Annotated in this window: 17 protein-coding genes; all 17 read left to right on the forward strand. The window is 59.1% G+C overall.

Features of this window, described 5'->3' with window-relative positions; all coding sequences use genetic code 11:
* Positions 1–192: 192 nt before the first annotated feature.
* The 17 genes from AC07XF_RS08820 (at position 193) to fliJ (ending at position 16985) form a co-directional block, all read left to right on the forward strand.
* Positions 193–1119 carry a ketoacyl-ACP synthase III gene (locus AC07XF_RS08820; protein WP_495026188.1) on the forward strand — a complete coding sequence of 309 codons (927 nt, stop codon included), beginning with the start codon at positions 193–195 and terminating at the stop codon, positions 1117–1119.
* Between the two features lie 91 nt (positions 1120–1210).
* A complete protein-coding gene (locus AC07XF_RS08825; protein WP_495026189.1) occupies positions 1211–2503 on the forward strand; it encodes a motility associated factor glycosyltransferase family protein in 1293 nt (430 codons plus the stop codon).
* Entirely contained in the window at positions 2500–2766 is a 267-nt protein-coding gene (locus AC07XF_RS08830; RefSeq protein WP_495026190.1) for a hypothetical protein, read from the forward strand. The genes AC07XF_RS08825 and AC07XF_RS08830 overlap by 4 nt, the downstream gene beginning before the upstream one ends.
* Before the next feature lie 242 nt (positions 2767–3008).
* Positions 3009–3860 carry a flagellin domain-containing protein gene (locus tag AC07XF_RS08835; protein ID WP_495026191.1) on the forward strand — a complete coding sequence of 284 codons (852 nt, stop codon included), beginning with the start codon at positions 3009–3011 and terminating at the stop codon, positions 3858–3860.
* Between the two features lie 72 nt (positions 3861–3932).
* Positions 3933–4286, forward strand: coding sequence for a flagellar protein FlaG (locus AC07XF_RS08840; protein WP_495026192.1), 354 nt, complete (start codon positions 3933–3935; stop codon positions 4284–4286).
* Between the two features lie 82 nt (positions 4287–4368).
* Positions 4369–5805 (forward strand): flagellar filament capping protein FliD, encoded by a 1437-nt coding sequence (fliD, locus tag AC07XF_RS08845; RefSeq protein ID WP_495026193.1) that lies wholly within the window; start codon positions 4369–4371, stop codon positions 5803–5805.
* A gap of 129 nt (positions 5806–5934) precedes the next feature.
* Positions 5935–6330, forward strand: coding sequence for a flagellar export chaperone FliS (gene fliS / locus AC07XF_RS08850; protein WP_495026194.1), 396 nt, complete (start codon positions 5935–5937; stop codon positions 6328–6330).
* A 10-nt stretch (positions 6331–6340) separates the two neighbouring features.
* Complete coding sequence (fliT, locus tag AC07XF_RS08855; RefSeq protein WP_007983402.1) at positions 6341–6637, forward strand: flagellar protein FliT; 297 nt, start codon at positions 6341–6343, stop codon at positions 6635–6637.
* Positions 6638–6809: 172 nt separating this feature from the next.
* On the forward strand, positions 6810–8285 hold the full coding sequence (locus AC07XF_RS08860; protein WP_495026195.1) for a sigma-54 dependent transcriptional regulator: 1476 nt from the start codon (positions 6810–6812) through the stop codon (positions 8283–8285).
* A 128-nt stretch (positions 8286–8413) separates the two neighbouring features.
* A complete protein-coding gene (locus tag AC07XF_RS08865) occupies positions 8414–9607 on the forward strand; it encodes a sensor histidine kinase (RefSeq protein WP_495026266.1) in 1194 nt (397 codons plus the stop codon).
* A 5-nt stretch (positions 9608–9612) separates the two neighbouring features.
* Positions 9613–10998 (forward strand): sigma-54-dependent transcriptional regulator, encoded by a 1386-nt coding sequence (locus tag AC07XF_RS08870; RefSeq protein ID WP_495026196.1) that lies wholly within the window; start codon positions 9613–9615, stop codon positions 10996–10998.
* A gap of 238 nt (positions 10999–11236) precedes the next feature.
* The gene (gene fliE / locus AC07XF_RS08875) at positions 11237–11563 is read left to right on the forward strand and encodes a flagellar hook-basal body complex protein FliE (RefSeq protein WP_008021337.1); all 327 of its coding nucleotides are present in this window, start codon (positions 11237–11239) and stop codon (positions 11561–11563) included.
* 16 nt (positions 11564–11579) lie between these two features.
* Positions 11580–13367, forward strand: a complete 1788-nt coding sequence (gene fliF, locus AC07XF_RS08880; protein WP_204932407.1) for a flagellar basal-body MS-ring/collar protein FliF — start codon at positions 11580–11582, stop codon at positions 13365–13367.
* Positions 13360–14379 carry a flagellar motor switch protein FliG gene (gene fliG / locus AC07XF_RS08885; protein WP_007983391.1) on the forward strand — a complete coding sequence of 340 codons (1020 nt, stop codon included), beginning with the start codon at positions 13360–13362 and terminating at the stop codon, positions 14377–14379. Before fliF ends, fliG begins: the two co-directional genes overlap by 8 nt.
* A gap of 4 nt (positions 14380–14383) precedes the next feature.
* On the forward strand, positions 14384–15181 hold the full coding sequence (gene fliH / locus AC07XF_RS08890; RefSeq protein WP_495026197.1) for a flagellar assembly protein FliH: 798 nt from the start codon (positions 14384–14386) through the stop codon (positions 15179–15181).
* Positions 15171–16529, forward strand: a complete 1359-nt coding sequence (gene fliI / locus AC07XF_RS08895) for a flagellar protein export ATPase FliI (protein WP_008052871.1) — start codon at positions 15171–15173, stop codon at positions 16527–16529. The genes fliH and fliI overlap by 11 nt, the downstream gene beginning before the upstream one ends.
* A gap of 6 nt (positions 16530–16535) precedes the next feature.
* Positions 16536–16985: a flagellar export protein FliJ gene (fliJ, locus tag AC07XF_RS08900; protein ID WP_495026198.1), complete on the forward strand. Its 450-nt coding sequence runs from the start codon at positions 16536–16538 to the stop codon at positions 16983–16985.
* The last annotated feature ends 174 nt before the right edge of the window (positions 16986–17159 follow it).

The raw sequence follows: 17159 nt of genomic DNA on the forward strand, positions 1-17159 counted from the left end.
CTGCGAGTCATAACGCGCATCTTCACTGTATTGTATTGACCGGGAAGATGGCGCCTGACCCTTTATCGGGTTCAGTGATAGCCCTTTACGCTTCCCGGCCGTCGCCTTGGGGTGACGGAAATCCAGGTTTGTCGGCGCCCCTCGATTCCTTGCGAGTGGTGGTATTGGGCTGTTTATTATTGGGAAGCCGTAATGATTGGCATAAAAAGCATTGCGAGCTACGTTCCTGTAGCCGGCGTGGACAATTACGCACAAGGTGCAAAATTCGAGAAGGATGAAGAATTCATCCTGGGCAAGATCGGTTCGGCCTTCCTGCCGCGCAAGGGCGTTGATCAGGAAACTTCCGATCTGTGCGTTGAAGCGGCCAATGCGCTGTTTGCCAGCAACCCTGATCTGAAACGTGAATCCATCGATGCGTTGATCGTCGTCACCCAGAACGGTGACGAAGAAGGCCTGCCGCATACCGCGGCCATCGTGCAGGACAAGCTCGGCCTGCCGACCAACGTCGCCGCGTTCGATATTTCCCTGGGCTGTTCCGGTTACGTCTACGGCATCTATGCGATCAAGGGCTTCATGGAGGCCGCTGGCCTGAAGAACGGCCTGCTGATCACTGCCGACCCGTATTCGAAGATCGTCGACCCGGAAGACCGCAACACCACCATGCTGTTTGGCGATGCCGCCACCGCGACCTGGATGGGTGAAAACCCGATCTGGGCACTGGGCAAGGCCAAGTTCGGCACCGACGGTTCCGGCGCTCCACATTTGAAAGTCAGCGACGGTGTGTTCTTCATGAACGGCCGCCAAGTGTTCAACTTCGCACTGCTCAAGGTGCCGGCACATTTGCATGAGTTGCTGGGCGAGTCGCAACTGAGCGCTGACGACATCGATGCGTTCTGCATTCACCAGGGCAGCGCGGCGATTGTCGATGCGGTCGCGCGGCGCTTCGAAGAATGCCCGCAGAAGTTCATCAAGGACATGGTCGAGACCGGTAATACGGTGTCGTCGAGCATCCCATTGCTGCTGGAGAAACATATTCTCGATTCCGAATGGAAGCGCGTTGCGCTCAGCGGTTTCGGTGTGGGGCTGTCATGGGGTTCGGCGATCATCTATCGTCCTTGAATGAAAGTCTTTTAATAAAAAAGGCCGGTACAAAAAAGCGCTCAAGGGTTAACCTTGAGCGCTTTTTTGCTTGTAAGGAATGCGAGGTAGCATGAGCGAATGCTTTGAAGACAATGCTCAGGTTATCCAGCGGCGCTGGCCGTCGCTGTATGCGCGATTGAAAACGGAAGATCGCCTGGCCGTCGAGGTCGACCTGGTCGAGGGGCGGGACTCGACGTTGTGCGTGGGTGGCATCCAGCTCACCAGCCGTCACGATCGTCTCCACGAGGCCCGTTTACAGGCCGCCAGCCTCCCGCTCGACAAGCCACAGTTGCACGTTTACGGCACTGGCTTCGGCGATTTGCCTGCGGTTTTGCTGGAGCGCGCCGGGCTTGAAAAACTCTATGTCCACATTCTCAACGGCGCGCTGTTCGCACTGGTGTTGCAACTGATCGATCAACGCCAGTGGCTGGGCGATCCGCGCGTGCAGCTGCTGTATGCCGGCGATCTGTCGGACATCTGCACACCGTTTTTTGCATTGCCGGCTGAAATGCTGCTGGCGGATGACTTCAGCGCGAAGATTCGTGATCGCCTGGTCAGCGAAGTGCACTTGAGTTTCAACAATCGTGAATTCGACCCGCAATCGCCGGTCATTCAGCAGCGCTTGCAGGACACCCTCGAAGTGCTGCTTGCCGATGATGATGTGGCGCAGCTGTTTGGCACCTGTACCGAGCGTGAAATCTATGTGATCGGCACAGGGCCCAGCCTTGAAAGCAACTTCGAGCGTTTGGCCGCCATGCGCAATCAAACACCGCGACCGCTGTTCATCAGTGTCGATACCGCCTACAGACCCCTTCGCGAGCACGGAATCAAACCGGACCTGGTCGTGAGCATCGATCAGCGCATCAGTGTGCTGCACTTGCCGGGCGAGGACTCCGAAGGCATTCCGCTGGTGTACTTGCCGTTGAGCGATCCGCACATGTTGAAGGGCTGGAAAGGCAAGCGTTATGGCGGCTACTCCGCCAGCCCGATCTACGCCACATTGCGTGAGCAATACCCGCGTGCGCAACTCTACGTCAGCGGCAGTGTGATCCATCCGGCGGTCGATCTGGCGGTGAAGATGGGCGCGCCGCGTATCACGCTTTTCGGTGCCGATTTTTCCTTTCCAATGAACAGGACCCATACCGGCTGGAATGATGGTGATTTGGGGCCGCCAGTGAACCAGGCCAGGCACTGGGTGCACGATGGTCATGGACAGAAGGTCAAGACGCAATTGAATTTCCGCAGTTACCTGTGCGAGCTGGAGCGTTACATTGCCAGGCATCCCGAGGTGCTTTTTTTCAATAGCAGTCGGGCTGGGGCAATGATTGCCGGTACGCAATTCAATCAGGATTTCGTGCAATGAAACCTCAAGTGAAAGGCATCGATGAGTACCGGCAGTGCGCAGGACTGTTTCGCCTGGGGCGTGATGTCGAAGCGGCATTGGACATGGTTGATCTGTTCGATGAGGCGCAGCAGCTGTTTGCACAGGCGCCCCGGGATGTTCAGCAGGCCTGGGCTTTGATGCTCAGCCAAATGCTGGCGTGCCAGGAGCGTCAGGATTGGCTGGGGCTCGCCGACTTCATGGAATATGAGTTGATCGAATTGCTCGAAAGCATGCCGGCCTGAGGGGCAGCAACAGCTTTGGCACGGGCGTTTTCGGGCTGGACAGTTTTATGGCGTCATTTTTTCGCGGTTGAGGGGCGCTAAGCCCTTGTTTTCTCGGAGGTGGCAGGGTGATGGCAATTTTTTTTAAAAAAGCCCTCAAGCAACCTGCCAACCCGACGATAACTATTACGAAGGTTCTCTAGGCCATACCCGGCGGTTGCCAGGGCCGGAAGCCGCAGTACCCAACCAACGAGGAATTCGTCATGGCTTTAACAGTAAACACCAACACCACGTCGTTGAACGTTCAGAAGAACCTGAACCGCGCTACCGACGCTCTGTCGACTTCGATGGCTCGCCTGTCTTCCGGCCTGAAAATCAACAGCGCTAAAGACGACGCCGCTGGCCTGCAGATCGCAACTCGCATGGCTGCACAGATTCGTGGTGGCAACCAGGCAGTGCAGAACGCCAACGACGGTATCTCCGTTGCCCAGACCGCTGAAGGCGCGCTGCAAGCTTCGACCGACATTCTGCAGCGTATGCGTGAACTGGCTGTTAAAGCACGGAACGGTACCAACAGCACTGCTGACCAGACCGCTACCAACTCCGAATTCGCTCAGATGTCTGACGAGATCACTCGTATCTCTGCTTCCACCAACCTGAACGGCAAAAACCTGCTGGACGGTTCGGCTGGCACCATGCAACTGCAAGTTGGCGCCAACACTGGTTCGGCCAACCGCATCGACCTGGTACTGAGCTCCAAGTTCGACGCCGTATCCCTGTCCGTAGGCAGCGGTACTGTTGTTCTGACCGGTGCGACTTCCGCTGCCCTGTCTGCCAACATCGACAACGCGATCACCGCGATCGACGCTGCTCTGGCATCGATCAACGCCACCCGCGCAAACCTGGGTGCTTCGCAGAACCGTCTGACCAGCACCATCTCCAACCTGCAGAACATCGTGGAAAACACCACTGCTGCACAAGGCCGTGTACAAGACACCGACTTCGCCGCAGAAACCGCGAACCTGACCAAGCAGCAAACCCTGCAACAGGCTTCTACCTCGGTTCTGGCTCAGGCCAACCAACTGCCTTCCGCTGTACTGAAACTGCTTCAGTAATTTCGGAATGAGTTTAGGCGGGGGAGTGTGCTGGTCACGCTCTCTCGCTTTTTACGTTAAGAGGTGATGGGCATGGAGATGAGCGTAAAGCTTGGCGTGTCTTATCCGGCTCCCCAGCCAGCGAGCACCGTTTCGGATAAAGCGCCGGAAAAGCCTAAAGCCGAGAGCGTGACTCCAGTGGCGGATAAAAAACTGGAAGCGGATGACACCCATTTGAAACAGGCGGTGCAGCAGATCGAAAAGTTTGTACAGTCGATCAAGCGCAATCTGGAGTTTTCGATAGACGAGCAGTCCGGAAAGGTCGTCGTCAAAGTGATTGCAAGCGAAACGGGCGAAGTCGTGCGCCAGATTCCCTCCGCAGAGGCCCTCAAGCTGGCGGAAAGCCTGAGCAATGCGAGCCATGTATTGTTCGACGCCAAAGTCTGATAGCTGGCATGAATAGTGTTTGTACGTTCTTGGGCGCAGGTATTGGTCAAAAGAGCGGCAGCAACCTGAAGGGAGACGCAAAATGGCAAGTCCAATTTTACCGGGTACGGGCTTAGGCTCTGGCCTGGATATCGGTGCGATCGTCACTGCGCTGGTCAACGCCGACAAATCGGCGAAACAGACGCAGATCGATACTCAGACCAAAACCAACACGCTGAAGATTTCTGGTGTCGGTTCCTTGAAAAGCGCACTGACGGCCTTTCAGACGGCGCTGACCAATCTCGGTAGCAAGACCAATCCTGCGTTTTCTGGCTTTACCGCCACTTCGGGTACTCCGTCGATTCTGGGTGCTACTTCCGACAACACCGCAGTTGCCGGTACCTACAGCGTTGTTGTGAATAACCTGGCCACCAGCTCGAAAGTAGCCAGTGCTTCTTTTGCCGGCGGTGCCGCCAGTGCCATTCCGAGTGGTACTCTGAAAATCAGTCAGAATGGCACTGATTACAATGTCACGATTCCAGCCAATGCGACCTTGCAGAGCACTCGGGATGCGATCAACACCGCGCAGGCGAGTAATGGCATTTCTGCCAACATCGTGACCGACAGCACCGGTGCGTCGCGCCTGGTGATCAGCTCCAGCAAGACAGGCGCGGGTTCCGACCTGACCGTCAGCGGTATTGCCGGCCTTGATATCGATGGCACTCAACCGATGGGCACTAACCCTTCGGCGTCCGCTTCGGGCGCTGTCAACGGGATTGCCGTGGATGCGTCGCTGACCATCGACGGTCTGGCAGTGACCAGCAAGAGCAACACGGTAACTGGTGCAGTGAGTGGCTTGACCCTGAACCTGGCGTCTGTGAGCCCAGGTACGCCACCGGCGGCGGCGACCGTCACCGTCGCGACCAACACCACCGGCTTGCAGACGTCGATCCAGTCGTTCGTTGATTCCTACAACACCCTGATGAACACCATCAATTCCCTGTCCAAGGCGACAGCGGATGCCAATGGCAAACTGACGGTTCAGGCGGCGTTTACCGGTGACTCGATGCCGCGCGCACTGATCTCCGATATCCGCGGCGTGCTGACGGCTCCGGGGGCGGGCGGTCCATTGGCCGTGTTGTCGCAAATCGGCGTGATGACCGATCGCAACACCGGTAACCTCGCATTCGACACAACGGCGTTCAACAAGACAATGGCCACCAACGGCATGAGCGGCCAGGTGCAGCAGTTGTTCAACGGTACGGATGCTACCAATGGTCTGTTGGCGCGCATGGGCACTGCCATCAAGCCTTATGTGTCGACGGGCGGGTTGCTCGATCAGCGCAATACCAACCTGCAAAGCGTCAGCAAGAACCTTTCAAGTCAGCAGTCTGCACTGGACTTGCGTGTCGCCAACATGACCAAGACGCTGACCGCCAAATACAACGCCATGGACCTTTTGGTCGGGCAAATGAAAGCGACAGCGACGAGCATCACCTCGTTCTTCACTACCCTGAACGCCCAGAAGTCCAACAGCTAGTCATGAGCTGACGACAAAAACCCGGCTACGCATTTTGGCGTGTGCCGGGTTTTTGTCTTTTGATCTAAAGTTTTTTGGTTCGCGGACGATACACTGCTCATACGAGTCATTGTGGTAATGAGGTAGAACATGAATCCAATGTTAGCCCTTCGGCAGTATCAGAAAGTGGGTGCGCACGCCCAGACGTCCGAAGCGAGTCCGCATCGTTTGGTGCAAATGCTCATGGAGGGTGGCCTGGACCGTATCGCCCAGGCCAAAGGTGCCCTGGAGCGCAAGGACATTCCTGGCAAGTGCGTGTCGATCAGCAAGGCGATTGGCATCATCGGTGGCTTGCGTGAAGGCCTGGATCTTGAAAACTGCGCCGATACCGTGGGCGAACTCGACAGTCTTTACATCTACATGATGAAGCGCCTGGCCGAGGCGAACGTCAGCAGCGATTCGAAGATTCTCGATGAGGTCGCGGGCTTGCTTCGCACGGTGAAAGAAGGCTGGGACGGCATTGCTGAGCCAGGTCCGCAGTTCTAAGGAGATCGCCATGAGTCTTGTATTGCAGCGAATAGAACAAACTCGCGAAGCGCTGGTCGGTGCTCTGGCCGAGCGCAACTGGGAGGCCATCGGTCAATTGGACCTGGATTGCCGTTCCTGCATGGAAGACGTTTTGAGCGAGGCTTCGCTGGACGAGGAGTTACTGCGCAACAACCTTGAGGAGTTGCTGTATGTCTACAAGCAGCTGCTTGAGGTGGCGATGGGTGAGAGGCAGGCGATAGTCGATGAAATGTCTCAGATCCAGCAAGCGCGGAACGCGGCAAAGGTTTACCATCTGTTTGGATAATTAACCTCAAGTTAATCCAGATATGTGCGCCATAAATTTGACTGTGCACGGTTTTTTGACTTAACTAGTGGCTGGTTCCAGATTTCAGTCGTCTTCAGGCATAACGTGTCTGCAAGCGTCTAGCTTGCCCCAGCATTTTGGGCATTGAGTTGACTAGGGAAGTTGCTATTGCATGTGGCGTGAAACCAAAATTCTGCTGATTGATGACGATAGCGTCCGCCGCCGCGACCTGGCGGTGATTTTAAATTTTCTCGGCGAAGAAAATTTACCCTGCGGTAGCCATGACTGGCAGCAGGCTGTCGGCTCTTTGTCGTCAAGTCGTGAAGTAATCTGTGTCCTCATCGGGACGGTAAATGCTCCTGGTGCGCTTCTGGGCTTGTTAAAGACACTCTCGACCTGGGATGAGTTCCTTCCGGTTTTGTTAATGGGCGATAATTCTTCCATTGACCTGCCGGAGGACCAGCGTCGTCGAGTGCTTTCGACCCTCGAAATGCCGCCCAGCTACAGCAAGTTGCTCGACTCGCTGCACCGTGCCCAGGTCTATCGCGAGATGTACGATCAGGCCCGCGAGCGCGGTCGTCATCGCGAACCCAACCTTTTCCGCAGTCTTGTCGGCACCAGTCGGGCGATTCAACACGTCCGCCAGATGATGCAGCAAGTCGCCGATACCGATGCCAGCGTGCTGATCCTCGGTGAGTCCGGCACCGGCAAGGAAGTGGTTGCGCGCAACCTGCATTACCATTCCAAGCGCCGCGAGGCACCGTTCGTGCCGGTCAACTGCGGGGCGATCCCGGCCGAGTTGCTGGAAAGCGAATTGTTCGGTCATGAGAAGGGGGCCTTCACCGGGGCGATCACCAGCCGTGCCGGTCGATTCGAGCTGGCCAATGGTGGCACCCTGTTCCTTGATGAAATCGGCGATATGCCGCTGCCGATGCAGGTCAAGTTACTGCGCGTGTTGCAGGAGCGTACCTTCGAGCGCGTGGGCAGCAACAAGACCCAGAGCGTCGACGTGCGCATCATTGCTGCGACCCACAAGAATCTCGAAAGCATGATCGAGATCGGCACGTTCCGCGAAGACTTGTACTACCGCCTGAATGTGTTCCCGATCGAAATGGCGCCGCTGCGTGAGCGCGTCGAAGACATTCCGTTGCTGATGAACGAGCTGATCTCGCGCATGGAGCACGAGAAGCGCGGTTCAATCCGCTTCAACTCGGCGGCGATCATGTCGCTGTGCCGTCATGGCTGGCCGGGCAATGTCCGTGAGCTGGCCAACCTGGTGGAGCGCATGGCGATCATGCATCCGTACGGTGTGATCGGCGTGGTCGAGTTGCCGAAGAAGTTCCGCTACGTCGACGATGAAGACGAGCAAATGGTCGACAGTCTGCGCAGCGATCTGGAAGAGCGCGTGGCCATCAATGGTCATACGCAGGACTTCACGGCCAACGCCCTGTTGCCGCCGGAGGGCCTGGACCTGAAGGACTACCTCGGTGGTCTGGAGCAAGGGTTGATTCAGCAGGCGCTGGATGATGCCAATGGCATTGTGGCGCGCGCGGCCGAGCGCCTGCGTATTCGTCGCACCACGCTGGTGGAAAAGATGCGCAAGTACGGCATGAGCCGTCGAGATGGAGATGAGCAGGCGGATGATTGACGCCTGTTTTTCAATTCATTCATTTATAAGAAGTTTTTTTTAGGCACGGGTATTGCTACGTCCCTCGCAACGTTCCGTTTAACTGACGGTCAGCCAAGCGAGAGAGCACGATGCCCCAAGCCGCCCAGATGTCTCCTGTTCCTGATGCTTCGGGGCAACCGTCGTCCGTAGAGCAAGCGAGCCGGCTTGGCCTTGAGCAGGCATTCGCGCTGTTCAATCAGATGTCGAGCCAGTTGACCGACTCCTACAGCATGCTTGAAGCCCGGGTGACCGAGCTCAAGGGTGAACTGGCGGTGGTCAGCGCCCAACGCATGCAGGAGCTGGCGGAAAAAGAACGTCTGGCCAACCGCCTGCAAAACCTCCTTGATCTGTTACCCGGCGGTGTCATCGTCATAGACGCCCAGGGCATCGTGCGCGAAGCCAATCCGGCGGCGTGCGAGTTGCTGGGGCTGCCGCTCGAAGGTGAATTGTGGCGCCATGTCATTGCCCGTTGTTTTGCACCTCGCGAAGACGATGGTCATGAAATCTCCCTCAAGGATGGTCGGCGTCTGTCGATCGCCACGCGCTCGCTGGACGCCGAGCCCGGCCAGTTGGTGTTGCTCAACGACCTGACTGAAACCCGCCATCTGCAGGATCAACTGGCCCGCCATGAGCGTCTGTCGTCGCTGGGGCGCATGGTCGCTTCGTTGGCTCATCAGATACGCACGCCGTTGTCCGCCGCGTTGCTGTACGCCAGTCATTTGACCGAACAAGAGCTGCCGGTCGCTACCCAGCAGCGTTTTGCCGGGCGCCTCAAGGAGCGCCTGCACGAGTTGGAGCACCAGGTGCGCGACATGTTGGTCTTCGCCCGTGGCGAGTTGCCGCTGACCGACCGCGTGACGCCGGGTCAATTGATGCAGTCGTTGCGAGAGGCAGCGCTGACCCACGTGCAGGACCTGCCGATCCGCTGGCAGTGCGACAGTCATTCGGGGGAGTTGCTGTGCAATCGCGACACGCTGGTCGGAGCGATCCTCAACCTGATCGAAAACGCCATTCAGGCCAGTGCCGGTCAATTGCGCCTCAAGATTCACCTCTATACCCGCGGCAACAACCTGCGCCTGTGCGTCAGTGACAGTGGCAGCGGTATCGATGCCGCCGTTCTGGCGCGATTGGGCGAGCCCTTTTTTACCACCAAGACCACCGGCACAGGTCTTGGCCTGACCGTGGTCAAGGCAGTGGCGCGAGCTCATCAAGGAGAATTGCAGCTGCGTTCGCGGCTCGGTCGCGGCACTTGCGCACAGGTGATCCTGCCGTTGTTCAGCAGCGCTCAAGGAGCGGAGTGACACAGATGGGTATCAAGGTTCTGCTGGTCGAGGACGACCGTGCGTTACGCGAGGCACTGGCTGATACGCTATTGCTGGCGGGGCACGATTACAAGGCAGTGGGGTCAGCGGAAGAGGCGTTGGCTGCCGTCGGCAGCGAGGCTTTCAGCCTGGTGGTCAGCGACGTCAACATGCCGGGCATGGACGGCCACCAGTTGCTCGGCATGTTGCGAGCGCGGCAGCCGCAATTGCCGGTGTTGTTGATGACAGCTCACGGTGCGGTCGAGCGTGCGGTCGATGCGATGCGCCAGGGCGCAGCGGATTACCTGGTCAAGCCATTCGAGCCCAAGGCGTTGCTCGATCTGGTGGGGCGTCATGCCCTGGGCAATCTTGGCCTGACAGAGGGTGAGGGGCCGGTGGCGTTCGAGCCGGCGAGCGCGCAGTTGCTCGAGTTGGCGGCGCGGGTTGCACGCAGCGATTCCACGGTGTTGATATCGGGCGAATCGGGCACAGGCAAGGAAGTGCTGGCGCGTTACATCCATCAGCATTCTCATCGCGCCAGCCAGCCGTTCATTGCGATCAACTGCGCGGCGATCCCGGACAACATGCTCGAAGCGACATTGTTCGGTCACGAGAAGGGTTCCTTTACCGGCGCCATTGCCGCGCAAGCCGGCAAGTTCGAGCAGGCCGACGGCGGCACCCTCCTGCTCGACGAAATTTCCGAAATGCCCCTGGGGCTCCAGGCCAAATTGCTGCGCGTGCTGCAAGAACGCGAGGTTGAAAGGGTTGGGGCGCGCAAACCGATCACACTGGATATTCGCGTGGTCGCAACCACCAATCGCGACCTGGCGGGTGAGGTGGCGGCGGGGCGCTTTCGCGAAGATCTCTATTATCGCCTGTCGGTGTTTCCCCTGGCCTGGCGTCCGTTGCGCGAGCGCACCGCCGACATCCTGCCGCTGGCCGAGCGTCTGCTGTCCAAACACGTCAATAAAATGAAGCATGCGGCTGCCAGATTGTCGCCCGAGGCTCAGGCGTGCCTGATCGGTTATCCATGGCCGGGTAATGTGCGCGAGCTGGACAACGCGATTCAGCGTGCGCTGATTCTGCAGCAGGGTGGCTTGATCCAGCCACAGGATTTCTGCCTGGCCGGGTCGGTGACTTGCGCTCCATTGCCGGTATTGGCCCCGGCGGCGGTGCGTCCTGTGGAAGTCGAGTCCGAGTCGGCCGGCGCGCTGGGTGATGACCTGCGTCGCCGTGAGTTCCAGATGATCATCGATACCCTGCGCGCCGAACGCGGTCGCCGCAAGGAAGCGGCCGAGCGCCTGGGGATCAGCCCGCGAACCCTGCGCTACAAGCTGGCGCAGATGCGCGATGCCGGCATGGATGTGGAAGCCTTTTTGTTCGCGACCTGATGTGTCAGTTGGCTAACCACTCATACCGCAACGCGATCCATGTAGGAGCTGGCTTGCCAGCGAAGGCTGCGTCACGGCCACCACCGATTCGCTGGCAAGCCAGCTCCTACAGAAGTTTGCATGGAGTGCGACAAGGGCTTTTGTTCAGAGTGGCCATAGAGCTGGCACCCTTGTTGCTAACACCTCATTACCCGCCGAGTGAGTGTCAAAAAATTGCGGGTCGTCAAAGAGAGAAACCATGAGCCAAGGTATTGAATTCAATCGGTTGATGCTGGATATGCGCGCCATGCAGATGGATGCCATGTCTGCGCCGAAATCGACTGCCGTCCCTGAAGTGGCGGGTAGCAGTTTTTCCGACATGCTCGGTCAGGCCGTCAATAAAGTGAATGACACCCAACAGGCTTCCACTCAGTTGGCCAGTGCCTTCGAAATCGGCAAAAGCGGCGTCGACCTGACAGACGTGATGATTTCCTCGCAAAAGGCCAGTGTGTCATTCCAGGCGTTGACCCAGGTGCGCAACAAGCTGGTTCAGGCCTACCAGGACATCATGCAGATGCCCGTTTAAAGGACGAGATTGAGTCATGGCAGAAGCAGTCGCCGATAACGTTCCGGCCAAGGCCACACCGATAGACGGCAAGCCGCCGCTGTTCGGGTTGTCCTTCCTGGAAAACCTCTCCGAGATGACCATGTTGCGTCAGGTGGGCCTGTTGGTCGGCCTGGCTGCGAGCGTGGCGATTGGTTTTGCCGTGGTGTTGTGGTCCCAGCAACCGGACTACCGGCCTCTGTACGGCAGCCTTGCCGGCATGGACGCCAAGCAGGTCATGGAGACCCTGGCCTCCGCCGATATTCCGTACACCGTCGAACCCAATTCCGGTGCCTTGCTGGTCAAGGCCGATGACCTGTCCCGTGCGCGGCTCAAGCTCGCGGCCGCTGGTGTCACTCCCAGCGACGGCAACATCGGTTTTGAAATTCTCGACAAGGAACAGGGGCTGGGCACCAGCCAGTTCATGGAAGCGACCCGTTATCGTCGCGGCCTTGAAGGCGAACTGGCCCGCACCATTTCCAGCCTGAACAACGTCAAGGGTGCCCGCGTGCACCTGGCGATCCCGAAAAGTTCGGTGTTCGTGCGCGACGAACGCAAGCCTAGCGCTTCGGTTCTGGTTGAACTCTATTCCGGTCGCTCCCTGGAGCCGGGCCAGGTCGTGGCCATCATCAACCTGGTGGCGACCAGCGTTCCCGAGCTCAGCAAGTCGCAGATCACTGTCGTCGACCAGAAGGGCAACCTCCTCTCGGATCAAGCGGAAAACTCCGAACTGACCATGGCCGGCAAGCAGTTCGACTACAGCCGTCGCATGGAAAGCATGCTCACCCAGCGTGTGCACAACATCCTGCAGCCGGTGCTGGGCAATGATCGTTACAAGGCCGAAGTTTCGGCCGACGTGGATTTCAGCGCCGTCGAGTCGACTTCCGAGCAGTTCAATCCGGACCAGCCTGCCCTGCGCAGCGAACAGTCGGTCAACGAACAGCGTACCGCCAGCAACGGCCCGCAAGGTGTGCCGGGAGCGTTGAGCAACCAACCGCCGTCGCCGGCCTCAGCGCCGCAAACCACCGGTGGCGCCACCGCGTCGGCCGGCATGGTGCAGCCAGGCCAGCCGCTGATCGATGCCAACGGCCAGCAAATCATGGATCCGGCCACCGGCCAGCCAATGCTCGCACCGTACCCGGCGGACAAGCGTCAACAATCGACCAAGAACTTCGAACTCGACCGTTCCATCAGCCATACCAAACAGCAGCAGGGCCGATTGAATCGCCTGTCTGTGTCGGTCGTCGTTGATGACCAGGTCAAGATCAACCCGGCCAATGGCGAAACTACCCGTGCGCCGTGGAGCGCAGATGAATTGGCGCGCTTCACTCGCCTGGTTCAGGACGCGGTCGGTTTCGATGCCAGCCGTGGTGACAGTGTCAGCGTAATCAACATGCCGTTCTCTGCCGAGCGCGGTGAGGTGATTGCCGATATTCCGTTCTACTCCCAGCCGTGGTTCTGGGACATCGTCAAGCAAGTGCTGGGTGTGCTGTTCATTCTGGTGCTGGTATTCGGTGTCCTGCGTCCGGTGCTCAACAACATCACCGGTGGCGGCAAAGGCAAGCAGTTGGCTGGTATCGGTAGCGACGTCGAGTTGGGCGGCATGGGCGGTCTGGATGGCGAGTTGGCCAACGATCGCGTCAGCCTCGGCGGTCCGCAAAGCATTCTGCTACCGAGCCCGAGCGAAGGCTATGACGCTCAGTTGAACGCAATCAAGAGTCTGGTGGCAGAAGATCCGGGCCGTGTGGCCCAGGTCGTGAAAGAGTGGATTAACGCAGATGAGTGATAACCGAGCCGTTGCCGCCAAACTGTCCAAGGTCGACAAGGCCGCAATCCTGTTGCTGTCCCTGGGCTCAACCGACGCCGCCCAGGTGCTGCGCCACATGGGGCCTAAAGAGGTCCAGCGCGTGGGTGTGGCCATGGCCCAGATGGGGAATGTGCACCGCGAGCAGGTCGAGCAGGTGATGAGCGAGTTCGTCGATATCGTCGGCGACCAGACCAGCCTGGGCGTCGGCTCCGACGACTATGTGCGCAAAATGCTCACCCAGGCCCTGGGCGAAGACAAGGCCAACGGCCTGATCGACCGCATCCTGCTCGGTGGCAACACCAGCGGCCTCGACAGCCTGAAGTGGATGGAACCGCGCGCCGTCGCCGATGTGATCCGTTATGAGCACCCGCAAATCCAGGCAATCGTGGTGGCGTATCTCGATCCGGATCAGGCCGGTGAAGTACTTGGCAACTTCGATCACAAGGTTCGACTGGACATCATCCTGCGGGTCTCCTCGCTGAACACCGTACAGCCAGCGGCCCTGAAAGAACTCAACCAGATTCTCGAGAAGCAGTTCTCCGGCAACTCGAATGCCTCGCGCACCACCCTGGGCGGTATCAAGCGTGCGGCCGACATCATGAACTTCCTCGACAGCTCGATCGAAGGCCAGTTGATGGATTCGATTCGCGAAGTCGACGAAGACCTGTCCGGTCAGATCGAAGACCTCATGTTCGTCTTCAACAACCTGGCCGACGTCGACGACCGCGGGATCCAGGCACTGTTGCGCGAAGTGTCTTCCGACGTGCTGGTACTGGCCCTCAAGGGTTCGGACGAAGGCGTCAAGGAGAAGATCTTCAAAAACATGTCCAAGCGTGCGGCCGAACTGTTGCGCGACGACCTGGAAGCCAAAGGCCCGGTGCGCGTCAGCGACGTGGAAACCGCGCAGAAGGAAATCCTCACCATCGCCCGCCGTATGGCCGAAGCCGGAGAAATCGTTCTCGGCGGCAAGGGCGGCGAGGAAATGATCTAACACCATGGTCAAGAATGATGATGCACCCACTGACCTGATCCGGGCCAGGGATGTCGGTGGCTTCGAGTCCTGGGCACTGCCCAGTTTCGATCCGCCGGAACCTGAGCCAGAACCTGCGCCGGAACCCGAGCCGCCGGAGATGGAGGAAGTGCCGCTGGAGGAAGTCCAGCCACTGACTCTCGAAGAGCTCGAAAGCATTCGCCAGGAAGCCTACAACGAAGGCTTCGCGGTGGGTGAGAAGGAAGGTTTCCACAGCACCACGCTCAAGGTCCGCCAGGAAGCCGAAGTGGCCCTGACGGCCAAGATTGCGGCGCTGGAGCAGTTGATGGCCCATCTGTTCGAGCCCATCGCCGAGCAGGACACCGAGATCGAAAAGTCCCTGGTCGACCTCGTGCAACACATCACCAAACAGGTGATCCAGCGCGAACTGGCCATTGACTCGACGCAGATCGAACACGTCATGCGTGATGCCCTCAAGCTCTTGCCTTTGGGCGTGGGCAATGTGCGCCTGTACATCAATCCGCAGGATTTCGAACAGGTCAAAGCCCTTCGCGAACGCCATGAAGAAACCTGGCGCATCGTCGAGGACGAGTCGTTGTTGCCCGGCGGTTGTCGGGTCGAGACAGAACACAGCCGCATCGACGCCACGGTCGAAACCCGCGTTGCGCGGGTGATGGACAAGCTGTTCGATCAGTTGCACGAGCAGTCCTTGCACCCGGCCGCACCGGACTTGAGCCTGGAGTTGCCGATCGACAGCAAACCGGCTACCGCGCCAGAACCGGATGCGCCTGATGCGCCTTGAACGCACCAGTTTCGCCAAACGCCTGGGCAGTTACGCCGAGGCGACTGAACTGGCCGGAGCGCCGATCCTTGAGGGCCGCTTGCTGCGCATGGTCGGCCTGACCCTCGAAGCCGAAGGCCTGCGCGCCGCCATGGGCAGCCGCTGCATGGTCATCAACGACGACAGTTATCACCCGGTGCAGGTTGAGGCCGAAGTGATGGGCTTCTCCGGCAGCAAGGTCTTTCTGATGCCGGTCGGCAGTGTCGCCGGCATCGCGCCCGGTGCGCGCGTGGTTCCCTTGGCCGATACCGGCCGCCTGCCCATGGGCATGAGCATGCTCGGGCGGGTGCTCGATGGCGCCGGTCGTGCACTGGACGGCAAGGGCGGGATGAAGGCCGAAGACTGGGTGCCGATGGATGGCCCGACCATCAACCCGCTCAAGCGTGAGCCGATCAGCGAACCGCTGGACGTGGGCATCCGTTGCATCAACGGCATGTTGACGGTCGGTCGCGGCCAACGGCTCGGCCTGTTCGCCGGCACCGGTGTCGGTAAATCGGTGTTGCTGGGCATGATGACGCGCTTTACCGAGGCCGACATTATCGTCGTCGGTCTGATCGGTGAGCGGGGTCGTGAAGTTAAAGAGTTCATCGAGCATATTCTCGGTGAAGAAGGGCTCAAGCGTTCAGTGGTGGTGGCATCCCCGGCGGACGATGCGCCGCTGATGCGTCTGCGCGCCGCCATGTACTGCACGCGCATCGCCGAATATTTCCGCGACAAGGGCAAGAATGTCCTGTTGCTCATGGACTCCCTGACCCGTTTCGCCCAGGCCCAGCGGGAAATCGCCCTGGCCATCGGCGAGCCGCCGGCGACCAAGGGTTATCCACCATCGGTGTTCGCCAAGCTGCCGAAACTGGTGGAGCGGGCCGGCAACGCGGAGAAGGGCGGTGGTTCGATCACCGCGTTCTACACCGTGTTGTCCGAAGGGGATGACCAGCAGGACCCGATTGCCGACTCGGCGCGGGGCGTGCTCGACGGACACATCGTGTTGTCCCGGCGCCTGGCCGAGGAAGGGCATTACCCGGCCATTGATATCGAGGCGTCCATCAGCCGGGTCATGCCGGCGGTGGTATCGCCGGAACACATGGCCCGCGCACAGTACTTCAAGCAACTGTGGTCGCGTTATCAGCAAAGCCGCGACCTGATCAGTGTTGGCGCCTATGTCGCCGGCGGCGATCGCGAGACCGACCTGGCGATTTCCCTGCAACCGCAATTGGTCAAGTACCTGCGCCAAGGCCTTAACGACAGCATTAGCCTGGGCGAAAGCGAAGCGTATCTCGCCTCGATATTCGCGCCCGCGGCGGGCGGATAAGCGGTCATGGCCCTGAGTCGGGCGGGACGGCTGGCGCCGGTGGTGGAAATGGCCGAAAAGGCCGAGAAAACCGCAGTCCAGCGCCTGGGGCATTTTCAAGGACAGGTTCGCCTGGCGGAAAGTAAACTCGCCGACCTCGAAGCCTTTCGTCTCGACTATCAGGAACAATGGATCGTGCGCGGCAGTGGCGGTGTCTCGGGCCAATGGTTGCTGGGTTATCAGGGCTTTCTCGCGCAACTGGGCACGGCCATCGACCAGCAGCGGCAAAGCCTGGCCTGGCATCAGAACAACCTGAACAAGGCCCGGGAAACCTGGCAGCAGGCATTCGCCCGGGTCGAAGGTTTGCGCAAGCTGGTTCAACGCTATGCCGATGAGGCGCGGGCGCTTGAAGACAGGCGCGAACAGAAATTGCTGGATGAATTGTCCCAGCGCTTGCCGCGGCAGGATCACCTGTAGGAGCGAGCTCGCTCGCGATGAATCCGGGAGCACCGCGGGGTGTCAGGTTTCCCGCGTCATCGTTGACGACCATCGCGAGCGAGCTCGCTCCTACGACGAAAGCGATCTCGCTGACGCCACATATTTCCAGCCTTGCCCCAACCCCTACCAACTGCTAAACCTTGTACAAGCAGG

The sequence above is a fragment of the Pseudomonas sp. GW821-FHT01C01 genome (genome assembly GCF_059422645.1).

What these genes read in the sequence shown, in the direction of transcription:
- AC07XF_RS08825 (WP_495026189.1), top strand. Translation starts at nt 1,211, where the DNA reads ATGAGCGAATGCTTTGAAGACAATGCTCAGGTTATCCAGCGGCGCTGG.
- AC07XF_RS08865 (WP_495026266.1), top strand. Translation starts at nt 8,414, where the DNA reads ATGTCTCCTGTTCCTGATGCTTCGGGGCAACCGTCGTCCGTAGAGCAA.
- fliF (WP_204932407.1), top strand. Translation starts at nt 11,580, where the DNA reads ATGGCAGAAGCAGTCGCCGATAACGTTCCGGCCAAGGCCACACCGATA.
- fliH (WP_495026197.1), top strand. Translation starts at nt 14,384, where the DNA reads ATGGTCAAGAATGATGATGCACCCACTGACCTGATCCGGGCCAGGGAT.
- AC07XF_RS08830 (WP_495026190.1), top strand. Translation starts at nt 2,500, where the DNA reads ATGAAACCTCAAGTGAAAGGCATCGATGAGTACCGGCAGTGCGCAGGA.
- fliI (WP_008052871.1), top strand. Translation starts at nt 15,171, where the DNA reads ATGCGCCTTGAACGCACCAGTTTCGCCAAACGCCTGGGCAGTTACGCC.
- fliS (WP_495026194.1), top strand. Translation starts at nt 5,935, where the DNA reads ATGAATCCAATGTTAGCCCTTCGGCAGTATCAGAAAGTGGGTGCGCAC.
- fliE (WP_008021337.1), top strand. Translation starts at nt 11,237, where the DNA reads ATGAGCCAAGGTATTGAATTCAATCGGTTGATGCTGGATATGCGCGCC.
- fliT (WP_007983402.1), top strand. Translation starts at nt 6,341, where the DNA reads ATGAGTCTTGTATTGCAGCGAATAGAACAAACTCGCGAAGCGCTGGTC.
- fliD (WP_495026193.1), top strand. Translation starts at nt 4,369, where the DNA reads ATGGCAAGTCCAATTTTACCGGGTACGGGCTTAGGCTCTGGCCTGGAT.
- AC07XF_RS08835 (WP_495026191.1), top strand. Translation starts at nt 3,009, where the DNA reads ATGGCTTTAACAGTAAACACCAACACCACGTCGTTGAACGTTCAGAAG.
- fliG (WP_007983391.1), top strand. Translation starts at nt 13,360, where the DNA reads ATGAGTGATAACCGAGCCGTTGCCGCCAAACTGTCCAAGGTCGACAAG.
- AC07XF_RS08840 (WP_495026192.1), top strand. Translation starts at nt 3,933, where the DNA reads ATGGAGATGAGCGTAAAGCTTGGCGTGTCTTATCCGGCTCCCCAGCCA.
- AC07XF_RS08820 (WP_495026188.1), top strand. Translation starts at nt 193, where the DNA reads ATGATTGGCATAAAAAGCATTGCGAGCTACGTTCCTGTAGCCGGCGTG.
- AC07XF_RS08870 (WP_495026196.1), top strand. Translation starts at nt 9,613, where the DNA reads ATGGGTATCAAGGTTCTGCTGGTCGAGGACGACCGTGCGTTACGCGAG.
- fliJ (WP_495026198.1), top strand. Translation starts at nt 16,536, where the DNA reads ATGGCCCTGAGTCGGGCGGGACGGCTGGCGCCGGTGGTGGAAATGGCC.
- AC07XF_RS08860 (WP_495026195.1), top strand. Translation starts at nt 6,810, where the DNA reads ATGTGGCGTGAAACCAAAATTCTGCTGATTGATGACGATAGCGTCCGC.